This window comes from Vibrio fortis, from assembly GCF_000695685.1.
GTDB classification, from domain to species: domain Bacteria; phylum Pseudomonadota; class Gammaproteobacteria; order Enterobacterales; family Vibrionaceae; genus Vibrio; species Vibrio fortis_A.
Genome location: NZ_JFFR01000002.1, coordinates 572,906 through 587,702, shown reverse-complemented (window position 1 = coordinate 587,702; position 14,797 = coordinate 572,906). Strand labels below are relative to the sequence as shown.

The 14,797-nt window shown below is 44.0% G+C and carries 13 protein-coding genes; 4 read left to right on the top strand and 9 right to left on the bottom strand.

Going from position 1 to position 14,797, the window contains the following annotated elements:
• The first annotated feature begins 100 nt into the window (after window positions 1–100).
• A complete protein-coding gene (locus VFDL14_RS20145) occupies window positions 101–478 on the top strand; it encodes a hypothetical protein (RefSeq protein ID WP_032549231.1) in 378 nt (125 codons plus the stop codon).
• A 134-nt stretch (window positions 479–612) separates the two neighbouring features.
• On the opposite strand, the gene VFDL14_RS20150 is transcribed toward VFDL14_RS20145, so the two are convergent.
• The 7 genes from VFDL14_RS20150 to VFDL14_RS20180 form a co-directional block, all read right to left on the bottom strand.
• Window positions 613–1,716, bottom strand: a complete 1,104-nt coding sequence (locus VFDL14_RS20150) for a phosphoribosylaminoimidazolesuccinocarboxamide synthase (RefSeq protein ID WP_032549230.1) — start codon at window positions 1,714–1,716, stop codon at window positions 613–615.
• A gap of 231 nt (window positions 1,717–1,947) precedes the next feature.
• Window positions 1,948–2,370, bottom strand: coding sequence for a SulA-like leucine-rich domain-containing protein (locus tag VFDL14_RS20155; RefSeq protein WP_032549229.1), 423 nt, complete (start codon window positions 2,368–2,370; stop codon window positions 1,948–1,950).
• A 421-nt stretch (window positions 2,371–2,791) separates the two neighbouring features.
• Window positions 2,792–2,980: a hypothetical protein gene (locus VFDL14_RS20160; RefSeq protein WP_032549228.1), complete on the bottom strand. Its 189-nt coding sequence runs from the start codon at window positions 2,978–2,980 to the stop codon at window positions 2,792–2,794.
• A 165-nt stretch (window positions 2,981–3,145) separates the two neighbouring features.
• Complete coding sequence (locus VFDL14_RS20165) at window positions 3,146–4,180, bottom strand: tetratricopeptide repeat protein (protein WP_050487311.1); 1,035 nt, start codon at window positions 4,178–4,180, stop codon at window positions 3,146–3,148.
• 62 nt (window positions 4,181–4,242) lie between these two features.
• A complete protein-coding gene (locus tag VFDL14_RS20170; RefSeq protein ID WP_032549227.1) occupies window positions 4,243–4,911 on the bottom strand; it encodes an OmpA family protein in 669 nt (222 codons plus the stop codon).
• Between the two features lie 118 nt (window positions 4,912–5,029).
• Window positions 5,030–5,719: a DUF2786 domain-containing protein gene (locus tag VFDL14_RS20175; RefSeq protein ID WP_032549226.1), complete on the bottom strand. Its 690-nt coding sequence runs from the start codon at window positions 5,717–5,719 to the stop codon at window positions 5,030–5,032.
• 177 nt (window positions 5,720–5,896) lie between these two features.
• Window positions 5,897–6,580 (bottom strand): DUF3334 family protein, encoded by a 684-nt coding sequence (locus VFDL14_RS20180; RefSeq protein ID WP_032549224.1) that lies wholly within the window; start codon window positions 6,578–6,580, stop codon window positions 5,897–5,899.
• A gap of 220 nt (window positions 6,581–6,800) precedes the next feature.
• Between VFDL14_RS20180 and VFDL14_RS20185 the strand changes: the two genes are divergently transcribed.
• The 3 genes from VFDL14_RS20185 to VFDL14_RS20195 all read left to right on the top strand — a co-directional run bounded on the left by VFDL14_RS20185 (window position 6,801) and on the right by VFDL14_RS20195 (window position 12,108).
• Window positions 6,801–9,836, top strand: a complete 3,036-nt coding sequence (locus VFDL14_RS20185) for an FAD-binding and (Fe-S)-binding domain-containing protein (RefSeq protein WP_032549223.1) — start codon at window positions 6,801–6,803, stop codon at window positions 9,834–9,836.
• A 59-nt stretch (window positions 9,837–9,895) separates the two neighbouring features.
• Window positions 9,896–10,357, top strand: a complete 462-nt coding sequence (locus VFDL14_RS20190) for a methyltransferase family protein (RefSeq protein ID WP_032549222.1) — start codon at window positions 9,896–9,898, stop codon at window positions 10,355–10,357.
• 134 nt (window positions 10,358–10,491) lie between these two features.
• The gene (locus tag VFDL14_RS20195) at window positions 10,492–12,108 is read left to right on the top strand and encodes a S1 family peptidase (protein ID WP_032549221.1); all 1,617 of its coding nucleotides are present in this window, start codon (window positions 10,492–10,494) and stop codon (window positions 12,106–12,108) included.
• A 160-nt stretch (window positions 12,109–12,268) separates the two neighbouring features.
• Here VFDL14_RS20195 and VFDL14_RS20200 read toward each other — a convergent pair whose 3' ends face one another.
• Entirely contained in the window at window positions 12,269–12,994 is a 726-nt protein-coding gene (locus tag VFDL14_RS20200) for a DUF3581 domain-containing protein (RefSeq protein ID WP_032549220.1), read from the bottom strand.
• Between the two features lie 267 nt (window positions 12,995–13,261).
• A complete protein-coding gene (gene hutH, locus VFDL14_RS20205) occupies window positions 13,262–14,794 on the bottom strand; it encodes a histidine ammonia-lyase (RefSeq protein ID WP_032549218.1) in 1,533 nt (510 codons plus the stop codon).
• Window positions 14,795–14,797: the final 3 nt, after the last annotated feature.

Genomic DNA, 14,797 nt, shown 5'->3' with positions numbered 1-14,797 from the left:
AAAAGGTCATAAAAGACCATTCTTCTATATCCTATTGCTATATAGAAAAAGTTGGTGGATATTAAGAGTATATTGTGTTGCCAATGTGTCGGGGGACATCATGGATAAACAAAAAGAGACCTGTGTAGAATTTGATTACACAAACTTTCTTGGCGCGTCATGCGATAAAAAATGGACTTTTCTAGAAGCACTCACCACATTTGCCCCTGTGTTCGGTACAGTTTGGAAAGATAGCATTAAAGATCTATCGACTCCGGAAGATCGTTTATGGGAAAAGGCACTCAAATCGCTCTCTACGCGAAAGAGTGACGAATCGAATATCGTGGTACTACTTAAGTTGGCAAAGTTGGAAGGTATCAATGAACTGAAAGTTGTGATGCCATATTCGTTGGAAGATGAACAGATCGAGTACATCGAATCACGAAGCCACCTAGTGATCACCGGAAGTTCGGCTGAAGAGTTCACGATAAAGTTATAGACGGCGAGGCGTTATCTCAGCGCTAAGCCTCATAACAATAAAGGGCCGCTTATCTACTTCATTAACTCAGTTACTTGAGTAATAAAGTGATAAGCGGCCCTTTAAGTAACAGACCTTATTGATCAAAAGGAGTGTTAGTCGATTAGGTTGTACTCAGCGCGTAGGATGTCGACGATCTCTTGTTTTGGATTTTCGCTCAGTTCAATCTTGCTACCTGTGATCTTTTCAGCAATATCAAGGTAGGTGCGAGACAGTGACATTAGCGCATCAAGGGGCAGTTCGTTATCGCGAGCCAAGGCTTCACGTTCAGGCATGCGCTCCTTGTTAAGTAGAATGTCAGCATCTGGGAAGTGGTTTAACAAGAACTGGCGGAAGCCTTCTTTCGAGTTCTCGACGATGTTGCCTTTGTTGTACTCTTGAGTATCCCAAATACGTGATGAATCTGGCGTGCCAACTTCATCCATGTAGATAAGCTTTTCGTTGCCTTGAGCATCATTGACATAACCAAACTCAAACTTGGTATCAACGAAGGTTTGATCAACCTTGCTCAATGCTTCGCTAATCACGCCAAAGCCTTCTTTTAGTAGCTTTTCGTAGTGAGCAATATCGCTCTCTTTAGTGAAGTTAAATGCTGCGAAGTTCTGCTCGATGTTCTGACGAGTGATATTGACATCATCTGCTTCTGGTACGCCAGGGATGCCCTTAAGAATACCCTTGGTCGATGGTGTGATCAGTAGCTCTGGAAGCTTCTTATCTTTCTCTAAGCCTTCTGGCATTTCGATACCACAGAATTCACGTTCACCATTTGCGTAGGCACGCCACATTGAACCAGTAATGTATTGGCGACAAATCGCTTCAATCATAACTGGGCGTGCTTTTTGTACGATCCAAACGAATGGATGAGGGATATCTAGGATGTGGCTATCTGCCAGTCCGTTATCTTTAAACAGCTTAAACCAGTGATTAGAGATAGCGTTAAGTGCAGCACCTTTACCTGGAACACCTTTTAAGCCGCCTTCGCCATGCCAAATACAGTCAAATGCAGAGATACGGTCACTAATAACCATGATTGCTAACGGTGCATCAGGTGCAACATCGTAGCCTTTCTCTTTAATTAGTCTTTGACTATCTTCTTCGGTTAACCAGTAAACTGAGCGAACTTTGCCACTGTGGACAGGTTTATCAGTACGGATGGGTAGATCATCATTTACGGCTAGAACTTGATCAGCGAGGCTCATTTAGACATTCCTATCTTTTATCAAACGTCGTACAGAGAAGTGCATAACACACTCGATTAGGTGGGCATTATACCCAATCTAAATTCAGCTTCCAGAGAAAAAGCAAACGTTTGCTTATTTCTTTGCAATTCTCTTTTTCTTTCTGCTTTCAAGGTTCGTTATAACAAATAAAAACCCCACTCAATGCTGTCGTTGGCTTCGACAGAAAAGAGCGGGGTCGGCAGTGTTTGATTAGTGAACGTGATGAGTTGTGCTGTGCTCGACAAAGAAGACTTCACATTGGTATTGGATCGCGAGCTCACGTAAATACTGTTGACCAAATGAATCAATTTGGTTGCTCGCGACAATCGCACTCGCGTTTCGAGAGCGAATCGCTTTTTCAACAGTCTCCATTTCGCTCATTTGGCGAGAAGGTTTCATGTGAATGATGCGCTCACAGCAAATGTTGAACTGAGAGAGTTCTTTCGCTGAAGGGCGAGGGGTCTGCGCTGTAAACAGTAACCACTGTTCTTGATTGGACAGCAAAGCCATACGTGCTAACAAGTTTGCTTGGTGGCGAGATTGATTAGAGCTTTGCGGCAGATGTGATGCTGCAGAAAATGCGCATTGAACTAGCGGGCTAGAGTGTTGTGCTTTTACGTGAGCTTGAATCATTTTGCTGTCCTTATATACATGCTGTATGTGTATACAGTAGTTTTTGTGGTGCATAAGATCAAGCAATTTTTTGAGGGAATATTGAACAAAACCTCGGAATCTGACTCGAGATTTATATTAAGTTATTGTTTTAATTTATGTTTTTAAATTCGACTGAAATATCAAAATTTCTCATGATTAAGAAGGTTTGAGATCCATAGCACCTTTTCTATACAGGTTTATACAGTGGTTTGATAAAAGTACTGTATAGGCACTGAGGTGACTTGTTTAGATAGAAGGTCTCTTTAGAAGCGAAAGAGGGCTCAAGGACAAAGGCGAGAGGGAAGTAATGGTGTAGCGAAGAATGATGGTTGGATGTGGTAAGTTAGCAGGATCAAAAAAGCGCCTCGATTGGCGCTTTTTTACTTCCGTGTTGAGGTAACTATCTTCTCGTTGCCTCGGAGAGTTTTGCTCTCATTTCCATTTCGCCGATATTGAACTGGCGAACGTCCATGGTTGCAATGTCATTGCATTCTTCACATGAACAATGAGACTTACCGTCAAGGTAGTCATGTTTTTTTACTAGGCTTGGCTTTTTACACCAATCACATACGCCTTCAATTGTGAACATATCCTCTCCTCACCTGTATCGTCAGGTGTATTTTCGGCGTGAATTATGACACAAGTAGTACTAATAAGTTAATTGTTTGTTACCTGTTTTTGAGAGGGAGATCGTTTGCGACGCCAATAATAATGGGTTTCCGTGCACTAAGTCGCCCCCGTAAGATTTTATTTGTTACGTTTTGGTAACATTTTGTAAGATTGTTTTCAGGGCAGCGTTCAACCTTTTCATCTCTTCATCGCTACCTTGGCCATCAGGGTGATAAATTTTAGAGAGTTGCTTATAGCGAATTTTGATTTTCTTTTGTTCAGGAATGGCCGAAATCTTGTATCCAAACACAGCACAGGCTAGCTGAAGGTTGTGATTGCTCTTGCTGCTTTGTCGCTTCTTCAGTTCTTTATAGAGTGTGGCGATTTGGTGCTTTTGTTGTTTCAGTTGAATATCTTTGAGCTTGATTTGTTCTCGGTTGATATCTTCAGTTTTTGTTTGATTATTTTTACGCAGCTTGGCGACTAGAAAGCCCGTAATGCCGAGTAGCAGAGTAATAACAATCGCTAAGCCAATGATTAAATTGTGGGAGGTTTTGCTTTGTTGGCTAGCTTGAAACGCAGGTTGGGTAGTCTGCGATGTCGTCATGGAAGACGAATTGGTTAATTGGGTTGTGGCCTGCTCACTATATTGCTCATCCAGTGCTTTAAATGATGAAACTTGTTGTGAACGGCGCTGATTAAATTGTGCTTGCAGGACGCGTTCATACGCTTGTTGAGCTTGAGGGAGCTGAGAGCTTGCTAGACGGTACCACAGCTCTGCTTGGTCAAGTGCATCAAACGACTCAGTTTCTTGTTCATAGAGCTCGCCCAAGTTGAATGCCGCTTGATGATTGCCTTCTATAGCAAGTTGCGTATACCAAAGGGCAGCAGCGTTAATATCCTTCTGAGTACCTTGTCCTTTGACCAGCATATCAGCAGTTTGCAGTTGAGCTTGCTGGTGGCCTTGTTCTGCAGCTTGAGAAAACCAATAGAAAGCTTCTTCTTCGTTTTTGATGCTCGGTTCATTCAAGTAGGTCTGTGCTAAACGAAACTCGTCTTCTGAGTTGCCTTGGTTGGCCTTCTCTTGAAGCTGAGTCAGTTCTTGCTGTGTTATCTCTGCAAATGATTGGGCGCTAAGAAGACAAAAAAGTAGGGGGATTAAAGTGAGCTTGTGCAACATAGATCCATCTTTTTCGGTAGTTCCTATAAAAAAGCCCAGCGATTGGCTGGGCTTAATCGAGATTATTTTAGCGGTAGAATTTGAATCTCTACGCGACGGTTACATGCTCGACCTTGAGATGTACCATTGTCACAGATTGGGTAGCGTTCACCGTTACCACGAGCAATAGCGCGACCTGCTGCAACATCTTGAGAGATCAAGAATGCACGTACAGATTCAGCACGACGCTCAGATAGGATCTGGTTTGTAGACTCGCTGCCAGTGCTATCCGTGTGACCATCGATCACTAGGCTTGTGTCAGGGTATTCAACCAGAATACGAGCAACACCGCGCAGTGTTTTGTGGATGCTTGGCTCAAGAGCGTAAGAACCCGATTCAAAACCGATGCCGTTTTCTAGGCGAAGTAGCAGTTGGTTTTCGCCCACACGCTCAACCTGAACGCCAGAGTTAAGTAGCTCTTGGCGTAATGCTGCTTCTTGTTGGTCGAAGTAGTAACCAATACCACCACCGACAGCTGCGCCACCTGCAGCACCAATCAGTGCACGTTTACGACGATCTTTAGAGTCATCACCCGTTGCCGCACCCGCTACGGCACCAGCGATAGCACCGATAAGTGCACCTTGTGTCGCAGAGTTTGTTTCAGATTCACCTGTCGTTGCGTTTTGACGCTGAGTCGCCTGACAGCCAGTTAGAGCGATAGTCAGCGCAAGTGCTAATGTGATTTTTTTCAACGTGTTGTCTCCATGTTGTACTTCAGTCATAACAGTCGATGTGTATGACAAACATATTGTTCTGTATATCCGTCGAAGGAAATATTTATCAGCGGTTTACTGTTAAGTAAAGCCAGTATTAGGATTTTGTTATCCGCTTTGCTGCCTGTGCACCAGCGACAGGACGGTTTACAGATAACTTACGACCCTTCTTTAAGCCTACTTCATAATCCGCAGTAAGGTTTTTCATTGCTTCTTTTAGTTGCTGCTTAAAGGTTTCGCGGTCGATGTTTTTAAATTCTTTATCAATGTAGTTATTGATTTTGTTGTTTGACTCATCATCGGGGGTGATCGTCGGCAGTTTTTCCAATGCACCTTCAACCCAGCCAGAGACAAACGAGTTTACGCGACGAGTCACTTCTGTTGAGCTGGTACCAGAGCCGGCGAAGCTATTACGGAATTGGCCTGTGTGCTCATTCATTTCACGGTAGATGATGTCAAAAGCAAAGGCTGCGAATATAGCGCGGTCGGCTTCACCGATGAATTCGGCACGCTTCAGGCCTTTGTGGTTGAGAAGAACCGCTTCCACACCAAATTTGGTGTTAATGCCGCGAATGACACGCAGAAGGGTTGAGCTAATGTTAGCGGGTAGCAGATGTGTTGACTGAGTTTTCCCCATCTTGATGAATTCAATATCGTCCTTCTCGAGGCCGTATTTGAGCATCAAGTTATGCGCCATTTTGATTGCGTTAGCGGCTTCGTTAACGTTGGCTGAGTTTCCAAGCTCTAAGCACTTGGCAATTTTTTTGAGGGCTCTTTTCTTATCCATCGACTGACTAATCATTACCACATTTTTTTAAAGTCCGACATTTTACCCGTTTTAATGAGCAACAGAAAGTAAAAGTCGTGTTAGCAATGGCAGTGATTGGTCTGAATGTAACCCTAAAAATGAAAAACACCATCAAATCGTTGATGGTGTTTTAGAAGGTAAAAACGAAAATTTGGCTTAGATGCCTAGTTCGTCTAGCAAGTCTGCTGCGGCGTCGTTGTCAGACGGTTTGTTGTCTGATTTGTCATCGTTCATTTTCTTTTGCGTAGCTTCTAAGATGCTGTCTGGACATTCATCTTCAGAAATTTCAAACTCTTCAAGCTGAATGAACTCAGTTTTATCCATTGCTAGCTCTAGGTAGAAAATGTTGTTCTTTTCAGTAGAGAAAGTCACACGGCGCGCTTGTGGTCGATCCAGATTAGTGTCTACTGATAGGTTAACTTGTTTGTTCAGAGACAGCATTTTTGGTTGGTTCTGGGTAATGTTGGTTTGCAGCTCTTTACGTACTTTGTTAGTAAAGTCGCCAACCAATTGGTTCATCAGCTCACCCAAAACATCACCCACTTCGTCAGAGGTGTGAAGTACGGCAAGCTCATCTTCCGGCATGCCCATGTTGCGCATGTAGTTTGCGTAGATCTCTAGAGCGGCTTTTGAAGTGAAGTTGATAACAACTAGGCCTGAAAAGCCGCCGTCGAATAGAACAAAACAACCAAAATCTGGCTTAAGGCTGGTCTTACTGATCTTTTGGACCATAGCTGAGTATTGAACAGAAGAGGCAGTTGCAGAAGTCAGTACGCTTGATACCGATTGGCATAGTTTTAGAAGAATGTCTTCTGTTGTGACTGTTTTATTTTTTCTCATTATATTGTGCTCATGGGTATCTTTAACAAAACGATATCCAGTATGTTACTACTGAAAGAATAGAAAAGTGACTATTATTGCATTCTTGCACTGAGATTCTTATTTGATCACCTTTTTATATGAACTTATTAGTAGTAAAGTGACGAAATTCAAAGAAAATTATTAAAATTCTAATTTAACCCATTGCTGATAGGATCAGCGAAGTAGGGGCAGGAAGCAAATGTTACCAAGACTTCAACTCAATGCTGATGTCGATCCAGTTGTTGTTCGCTTTTTAGAAGAGTTAAAAGCGGCAGGTTTTACTGGTGACATCGAATCTCATTATTCAAGCCGTTTAGCCGTCGCGACCGATAACAGTGTTTATCAACAGCTGCCACAGGCGGTGGTACTCCCTAAAACCACTCACGACGTTTCGTTAGTCGGAAAAATCAGTGCGAAATCCACGTATGAAAGGGTCACTTTTTCCCCTCGTGGTGGAGGTACTGGTACTAACGGTCAATCCTTGACGAAAGGTGTGGTTGTTGACCTCTCTCGATACATGAATCAAGTGATTGAGATAAATGAGAAAGAGGGTTGGGTTCGTGTTCAAGCGGGTATCGTCAAAGATCAATTGAACGATGCAGTTCGCCCTTATGGTTATTTCTTCTCTCCAGATCTTTCGACCAGTAACCGTGCCACCCTAGGCGGAATGATTAATACGGATGCTTCAGGTCAAGGCTCGCTGAAATACGGCAAAACTTCCGATCATGTGTTGTCGTTGCAAGCGGTGTTTGCTGACGGTTCTATTCTGGAGTCAGACCTGTCAAATGGGTTACCTAACGTTGGCGAGTTCGCCCATAAAGCGTTAGAGGTAACGGAGTCTGTTTGTCGTGAAAAACGCCAACAAATCCTAGAAAAATTCCCACCATTGAACCGTTTTCTTACTGGTTACGACCTAAAGAACGCGTTGAATGAAGAAAATGACCGTTTTGATATCACTCGCGTTCTGTGTGGTGCTGAAGGGTCATTGGCTTTTATTACTGAAGCCAAGCTAAATCTTACTCCTATTCCAAAAGCTCGAACGCTCGTCAACGTGAAGTACAACTCGTTTGACTCAGCATTACGTAATGCGCCATTTATGGTGGAAGCGAATGCTTTGTCTGTCGAAACCGTTGACTCACGAGTATTGAATCTCGCTAAGCAAGATATTGTTTGGCATACAGTGAGTGATTTGCTTACTGATGTGCCGAATAAAGAGATGCTCGGCATCAATATGGTTGAGTTTGCTGGTCAGGATGAGGCTGAAGTTGAAGCTCAAGTGGGTGCACTTACTGAACGTTTGAATCAAATGCTAGAAGCGGAAGAAGCGGGCATCATTGGTTTTCAAGTGTGCAGTGACTTAGCAAGCATTGGTCGTATTTATAACATGCGTAAAAAAGCCGTAGGCCTGTTGGGTGCAGCAAAAGGACGAGCTAAGCCTGTTGCATTTGCTGAAGATACTTGTGTGCCGCCAGAGAACCTAGCTGACTTTATTGCTGAGTTCCGTGAACTGCTTGATGCTAAGTCTTTAAACTATGGCATGTTTGGCCACGTTGATGCGGGTGTTCTGCACGTGCGTCCAGCGCTGGATCTTTGCGATCCGAAACAAGAAGCGTTGATGCATGAAGTTTCTGATGAAGTCGTTAAGCTGGTGGCTAAATATGGCGGCTTGATGTGGGGTGAACATGGTAAGGGCTTCCGCTCTGAATATGGGCCAGATTTCTTTGGTCAAGAGCTCTTCACTGAGCTTCGTCGAGTAAAAGCGGCGTTTGACCCGCACAACAAGATGAACCCAGGCAAGATCTGTACACCGCTTGATAGTGATGCAGAGCTGGTTAAAGTCACCGACACTAAACGCGGTTACTATGATCGTCAGATTGATGTACAAGTCCGTGATAGCTTCAAGCAAGCGATGGAGTGTAACGGCAACGGTCTATGTTTTAATTACGACACAAGCTCGCCAATGTGCCCATCGATGAAGGTGACGGCCGATCGTCGTCATTCTCCAAAAGGCCGTGCAGGCTTAGTGCGTGAGTGGTTGCGTCAGTTAACTGAGCAGGGTGTTGATATTCTTGATTTGGAGCAACAAGCGCTAAACGACTCTACGCCTGTGAAAACCATGATCGAACGTGTTCGTAACTCGCTTAACAAGCGTCACGAATACGACTTCTCTCATGAAGTGCATGAAGCGATGAATGGTTGTCTTGCTTGTAAAGCGTGTGCAAGCCAGTGTCCGATCAAAGTGGACGTTCCTAGCTTCCGCTCTCGTTTCCTAAATATCTACTACTCTCGTTACCAACGTCCAGCAAAAGACTATTTGGTGGCGAACATTGAGACCATGTTGCCGCTAATGGCTAAAGCGCCAAAAGTTGTCAATGCGGCACTGTCGCAGAAGTGGGTACAAAGCGCGACAGCAAAAACAGTAGGTTATGTTGATGCACCTTTGATGTCTGTACCTACGCTGGATAAGCGATTATCTGAAAAACAGCTTAAGGCGTTTGACTTGCAGTATTTAGAAGGGCTGTCGAAGGAGCAAAAACAGCAGCACGTTCTGATTGTTCAAGACCCATTCACCAGTTACTACGACGCAGAAGTGGTCGAAGACTTTGTCTCGTTGCTTATAAAGCTTGGGAAAACTCCGGTTGTTTTACCATTCAAACCAAATGGTAAAGCTCAACATATTAAGGGCTTCCTAAGTAAGTTTGCTAAGAATGCTAAATCGACCGCTGATTTCTTATCGCTTATCGCTGATATCGGTATTCCATTAGTCGGTGTTGATCCTGCTCTGGTGCTTTGTTACCGCGACGAGTATCTAGAAGTACTCGGTGATAAGCGTGGTGACTTTGATGTACTCACCGTGCATGAATGGATGCTGCCACGCCTTGAAGAGTTTGCTACTCGCGAGTCTAGTGAAGAGATGTGGTACCTGTTTGCTCACTGTACTGAAAAGACCAAAATGCCAAATGCAGAGAAAGAGTGGGGCGCAATTTTTGCTCACTTTGGTGCCGGATTAACCACGGTGCCTGTTGGGTGTTGTGGTATGGCCGGTACCTTTGGTCACGAAGTCGATAAGCTGCAGATGTCGAAAGATATCTATGGATTGAGTTGGAAGCCACAAATTCAAGATCTTCCTAAAGATCGATGCCTTGCAACAGGGTATTCTTGTAGAAGTCAGGTTAAGCGCTTCGAGGGAGAGAAACTTGCTCATCCACTGCAAGCACTTGAAAGATTGATATAAATGATGAAGCCCAGCAATGACTGGGCTTTTTAATATCTCAATATGGCATAAGGAAGGCTATGAAGTTCTTGGAATTAAAAGTACCACCGCTCGCGCTGTTTGTTGTCATTCTATTGTTGTCATATTGGCTAGCGAATAGCTTTACGTTGGTTTCGTTTTCTCTTCCTTATCATCAGCTCATATTATTACTGGGTATCTTGGTCAGCGGTGTAATTGGCCTTTCTGCGGTATGGGAGTTCAAGAAACGCAAAACCACAGTAAACCCAATCAAAGTGGACAGTGCTTCATTGGTCGTTGATTCGGGTATCTTCGGATACAGCAGAAACCCAATGTATCTTGCGCTCTTCATTTTACTATTTTGTTTCGGATACTATCTTCAAAACCTATTGAGCCTTTCGCTTAGCTTCTTGTTCGTTATCTACATGAACCGCTTTCAAATCCTTCCCGAAGAGCAAGCGCTGGAATCGCTGTTCGGTGCCGAATACGTTGATTACAAACAGAAAGTTCGCCGCTGGATTTAAAAGGTTGTGTCGTAAATGAGAATAGATCTCATAACTTAATGTACGTCACAAAAATACAAAACTCATGTTTCATATGTTTTATTTATAAATTAGCCTGCGCCGACTATTAGAAGTAAATAAGGCTAGGTAAAAATATGAAACAGACTAAGTTGCTGTCCGCAGTTATTGGATTGGCATGTTTGTCTTCGACGCCAGCGTTCGCTGACGTTTCTTCTCGAATCATTAATGGTCAAGAGGCCACAAGTGATAAATGGCCATTTATGGCAGCGTTGGTATCAAAAAACGTTGATGCCTTTAACGGCCAATTTTGTGGTGCTAGCTTTATAGGAAAGCGTTACGTATTAACAGCCGCACACTGTATAGAAACTGTAAGCCCTGAAGAGCTTGATGTAGTGATCGGAGTCTCTGATCTGGCATCCAGTGATGCGGGGAATCATCGCTATTCGGTCAAAAATATCTATGCGCATGAAAACTATGGCGAAGGTGGAATGGGCAACGATATCGCCATCATAGAGCTGACAGAAATGCCACAAGAAAACACTGTTGCTCTAGTGGATCGCCATACTCGAGGAAACCTATCCGCTGGGCAAATGCTAACAGTAATGGGGTGGGGTGATCAGGACGCTTCTAATAATTATTCAACGAGCAGCAAGCTATATCAAGTCGATGTTCCTTTAGTTAATCAAGCAACATGTAAGGCGTCTGGCGGTATAGGTAGTAACTACCGTAACATTGGTGACGATGCTTTTTGTGCAGGTTATGAAAATGGTGGTTATGACTCATGCCAAGGTGACAGTGGTGGTCCCATTGTTATAGAAACTAATGGCACTTATGAACAGCTTGGTATTGTTAGTTGGGGAGACGGCTGCGCTCAAGCAAACGCTTATGGTGTTTATGCTAATGTTAGTCACTTTGAAGCTTGGATAGCGACATACACAACTGGCTTTAGTTTCCGAAAGGACGAGTTTTTAGGCGCTGTTCATTTAGGTGTTATTTCACACACTTTCGAATTTGGTAATTTCAGTGATCAAGTGATTAATGTATCTTCTGTTAATTCGGTTAATGGTGCAGTGATCGTCAATAATGGCTGTCAAAATATCGCTATTGGCTCAACATGTCAGATCGAAGTTTCCAAAAATATTAGTTCACTTGGTGAACAGTCATTTGGTGTGGAATTAAACACAAATGTTGCTGGATTGGAGACCATAACATCTGAAGTTAGAGTCACAGGAGCGCGTTCACTGAATAGTCAGCCGCTGTCTCTTATTACGATTCCGTATGAAGACGTACTTAGTACAGAGTTTTGGATGGTAGATGGTAATAAAATAATCTCGCCGTCTGATTTGGGACACAATGAAAAAGCTAAGCTCTCTATTCAAGGCATTCCCAAAGGGACGGTTACTTTTGATGTGAGCGTGTCCTCCGAAGAGCGCTACGACAAGTTAAATATTGTCCTAAATGGTGCAGAACTCACTAATGGTATATCAGGTACTTGGTCTGATACTGTTACATTGAATCTAGTTCGCTCAACAAACAACACCCTTGAGATTACTTATGAGAAAGATGGAAGTGCGACTGCAGGGGATGATCGAGTTACATTGAGCAATTTAAGTCACTCAAATGAGATACTCATATCAAAATCGAACGGTACTCAAGTTGCTAAGTCAGGTAGCAGCAGCGGCGGTGGCTCATTTGGTTGGCACTGGCTATTGATGTTGGCAGGTGTTGGTCTACTGAGAAAGCGCCACTAATTTCCCAATGTTTTGATTTAAAGAGCTTCACAGTGTGAAGCTCTTTTAGTTTAAACTTTATAAGTCAATCATTAAGTTGCAGACATCAAAAAGCCCAGCTTATCTCAAGCTGGGCTTTATAATTTTTGCTATCGCTTTGCGCTAAAGAGCTGTTTAGCGATTAAGCGGCTGCAGCGAACTGTGCTAGAAACATATCTTTGCGCTCGTTGAAGCGGTTTACTAGGTCGTCAACTGACGCTTGGTCGTATGGCTTAAGGCCACTTGCTACCATGCGTTTAACGCCTTTACCTACGATCTCACCATCTTCTTTAAAATCGAAGTTAAGAGTTACAACACCACGCTTGCCTTCAACATCGAATGTTGCGCCAGAGAACTCAACTTCTGGGTGAGTTAGGTCGATACGAGAAAACTCTACTTCCATGCTTTCATAGATAACCAGTGGACGCTGGCAGTTGATCATCATTTGTTGTTCTTCCATAAGAGGAACCATGATGTGCGGGAAGTTCATACCTGAGAATTGAACGTAGTTAGTCACGACATGTTCGATGAATGCTTGATCTTGGCTTGTTTCACCTTCACATGTCATGTGTAGGTACTCTTTGCCTTTCTCATCAACAACAGCACTTTCTTTATCGCACTTGTTTTCTACATCCAATGCAATGCCATCGCTTACCATGCCTGAAAAATCAAAACGCATCTTTTGGCTGATGCCTTGCTTTTGCAGTAGAACCGCAAATAGCAGGTCGCCAGGTACACAGAAGCGCTTGTTGTCTTCATCGTGAATTGGGTTGAAATCACCAGCAACCTTTTTTGCGAAGTGGCTAGCTTGTTCACGAGTGAATTGAAATTTGTTTTCTTCAGTAGAAACGTATGGTGTCAGAAACATAATACCGCTATTCATTATCAAAACTGCGGCGATTATAACGGACTAATTCGAATCTAATGGTCTATCCAGTTAGTGACTGTGTTCATATGCTACAGAGTGGTAACGCGAGTGTTATGTGATCTTGGTTGGAATATTGGCGGTGTAAATAATAGGAGCAGTTTGGAAAGGTGAGCGGTTTAATCAGCGATGCCTGCACTTCAAATTTGAATTATGAAGTGCAGGTTTAGTCGGTTAAGCAGAGATATCCTTAACGTAGAATATTGCTACTTAGAAGCTACATAGAATACCGTCTGGCATTAGATGGTTGTGTACTGAAAGCTTAAGCAGCAAGTTAGCTTGTTCGATGTCTGGCGCGAAATAGCGGTCTTTGTCGTAAAAGCTGACTTTCTCTCGCAGGATTTGCTTCGCTTCTTCTACTCTAGCTGAAGACTTGTTTGGCGCTCGGAAATCAAGCCCTTGCGCTGCTGACAAATACTCAACGGCAAGAATGCCACGGGTGTTTTCGGCCATGTCACGCAAGCGGCGGCCTGCGAATGTCGCCATAGAAACGTGGTCTTCTTGGTTTGCTGATGTTGGTAAGCTATCAACCGAAGCAGGGTGCGCGAGCGTTTTGTTTTCACTTGCTAGCGCTGCCGATGTTACTTGAGCAATCATAAAGCCTGAGTTTACACCACCGTTGTCGACCAAGAATGGAGGTAGTTTGCTCAATGCACTGTCAATCAATAGCGCCATGCGGCGTTCAGACAGACTGCCAATCTCAGCAATTGCTAGCGCTAAGTTATCTGCGGCCATAGCGACAGGTTCCGCGTGGAAGTTACCGCCAGAAATGATGTCGCCATCGTCCGCAAACACTAACGGGTTATCAGACACAGAGTTTGCTTCGATCTTTAGGATATCCGCTGCATTGCGGATTTGTTGCAAACAAGCGCCCATCACTTGAGGCTGACAACGCAGTGAATACGGGTCTTGAACCTTTTCACAGCAGGTATGAGACTCACCAATTTCACTGGTTTGATCAAGTAGGTGACGGTAAGCCAATGCGGCGTCCATCTGGCCACGATGACCACGTACGCGGTGGATTCGAGGGTCAAACGGTCGACGGCTTCCAAGCGCTGCTTCTACTGACATCGCACCACATACTGTTGCGGAAGCGAATAGATCTTCTGCCGCAAACAAGCCTTCTAACGCGAATGCTGTCGAAGCTTGAGTGCCGTTGAGTAGCGCTAGACCCTCTTTTGGCGCTAGGGTAATTGGCTCAAGTCCTGCAATTTGCATCGCTTCTAGACCCGTGATGATCTTGCCATTGTGACGTGCTTGACCTTCACCCAATAGAACCGTACTCATATGAGCAAGGGGTGCTAAGTCGCCAGATGCACCTACAGAGCCTTTTTGTGGCACACAAGGATAGACTTGTGCGTTCACTAGGTCGATCAGGGCGTTGATGACCTTAAGGCGAATACCCGAGTAGCCACGTGACAGGCTGTTGATCTTTAGCACCATCATTAGACGAACGGTCTCGTCAGACATGAACTTGCCGATACCAGCAGCATGAGAAAGCACGATACTTTTCTGTAGTACTTCTAAATCTTCAGGTGCGATTTTGGTGTTTGCGAGTAAGCCAAAACCAGTGTTGATGCCATACACGGTGCGATCTTCGGCGATCACTTGTTCAACTACCTGAGTGCTTGCTTCGATATCAGGAATGGCTTCAGGATCCAACGATAGGTTCACCGGGCTACGGCTGATTTTACGCAGCTCGGATAGGCCAAGTTGTCCTGGTTTCAGTAATAGGTTCAACATATC

Bases quoted from the DNA above. Each gene is read 5' to 3' on its own strand.
- VFDL14_RS20155 (WP_032549229.1), bottom strand. From the start codon at position 2,370: ATGATTCAAGCTCACGTAAAAGCACAACACTCTAGCCCGCTAGTTCAA.
- VFDL14_RS20185 (WP_032549223.1), top strand. From the start codon at position 6,801: ATGTTACCAAGACTTCAACTCAATGCTGATGTCGATCCAGTTGTTGTT.
- VFDL14_RS20175 (WP_032549226.1), bottom strand. From the start codon at position 5,719: ATGGATAAGAAAAGAGCCCTCAAAAAAATTGCCAAGTGCTTAGAGCTT.
- VFDL14_RS20165 (WP_050487311.1), bottom strand. From the start codon at position 4,180: ATGTTGCACAAGCTCACTTTAATCCCCCTACTTTTTTGTCTTCTTAGC.
- VFDL14_RS20180 (WP_032549224.1), bottom strand. From the start codon at position 6,580: ATGAGAAAAAATAAAACAGTCACAACAGAAGACATTCTTCTAAAACTA.
- hutH (WP_032549218.1), bottom strand. From the start codon at position 14,794: ATGTTGAACCTATTACTGAAACCAGGACAACTTGGCCTATCCGAGCTG.
- VFDL14_RS20150 (WP_032549230.1), bottom strand. From the start codon at position 1,716: ATGAGCCTCGCTGATCAAGTTCTAGCCGTAAATGATGATCTACCCATC.
- VFDL14_RS20190 (WP_032549222.1), top strand. From the start codon at position 9,896: ATGAAGTTCTTGGAATTAAAAGTACCACCGCTCGCGCTGTTTGTTGTC.
- VFDL14_RS20195 (WP_032549221.1), top strand. From the start codon at position 10,492: ATGAAACAGACTAAGTTGCTGTCCGCAGTTATTGGATTGGCATGTTTG.
- VFDL14_RS20200 (WP_032549220.1), bottom strand. From the start codon at position 12,994: ATGTTTCTGACACCATACGTTTCTACTGAAGAAAACAAATTTCAATTC.
- VFDL14_RS20160 (WP_032549228.1), bottom strand. From the start codon at position 2,980: ATGTTCACAATTGAAGGCGTATGTGATTGGTGTAAAAAGCCAAGCCTA.
- VFDL14_RS20145 (WP_032549231.1), top strand. From the start codon at position 101: ATGGATAAACAAAAAGAGACCTGTGTAGAATTTGATTACACAAACTTT.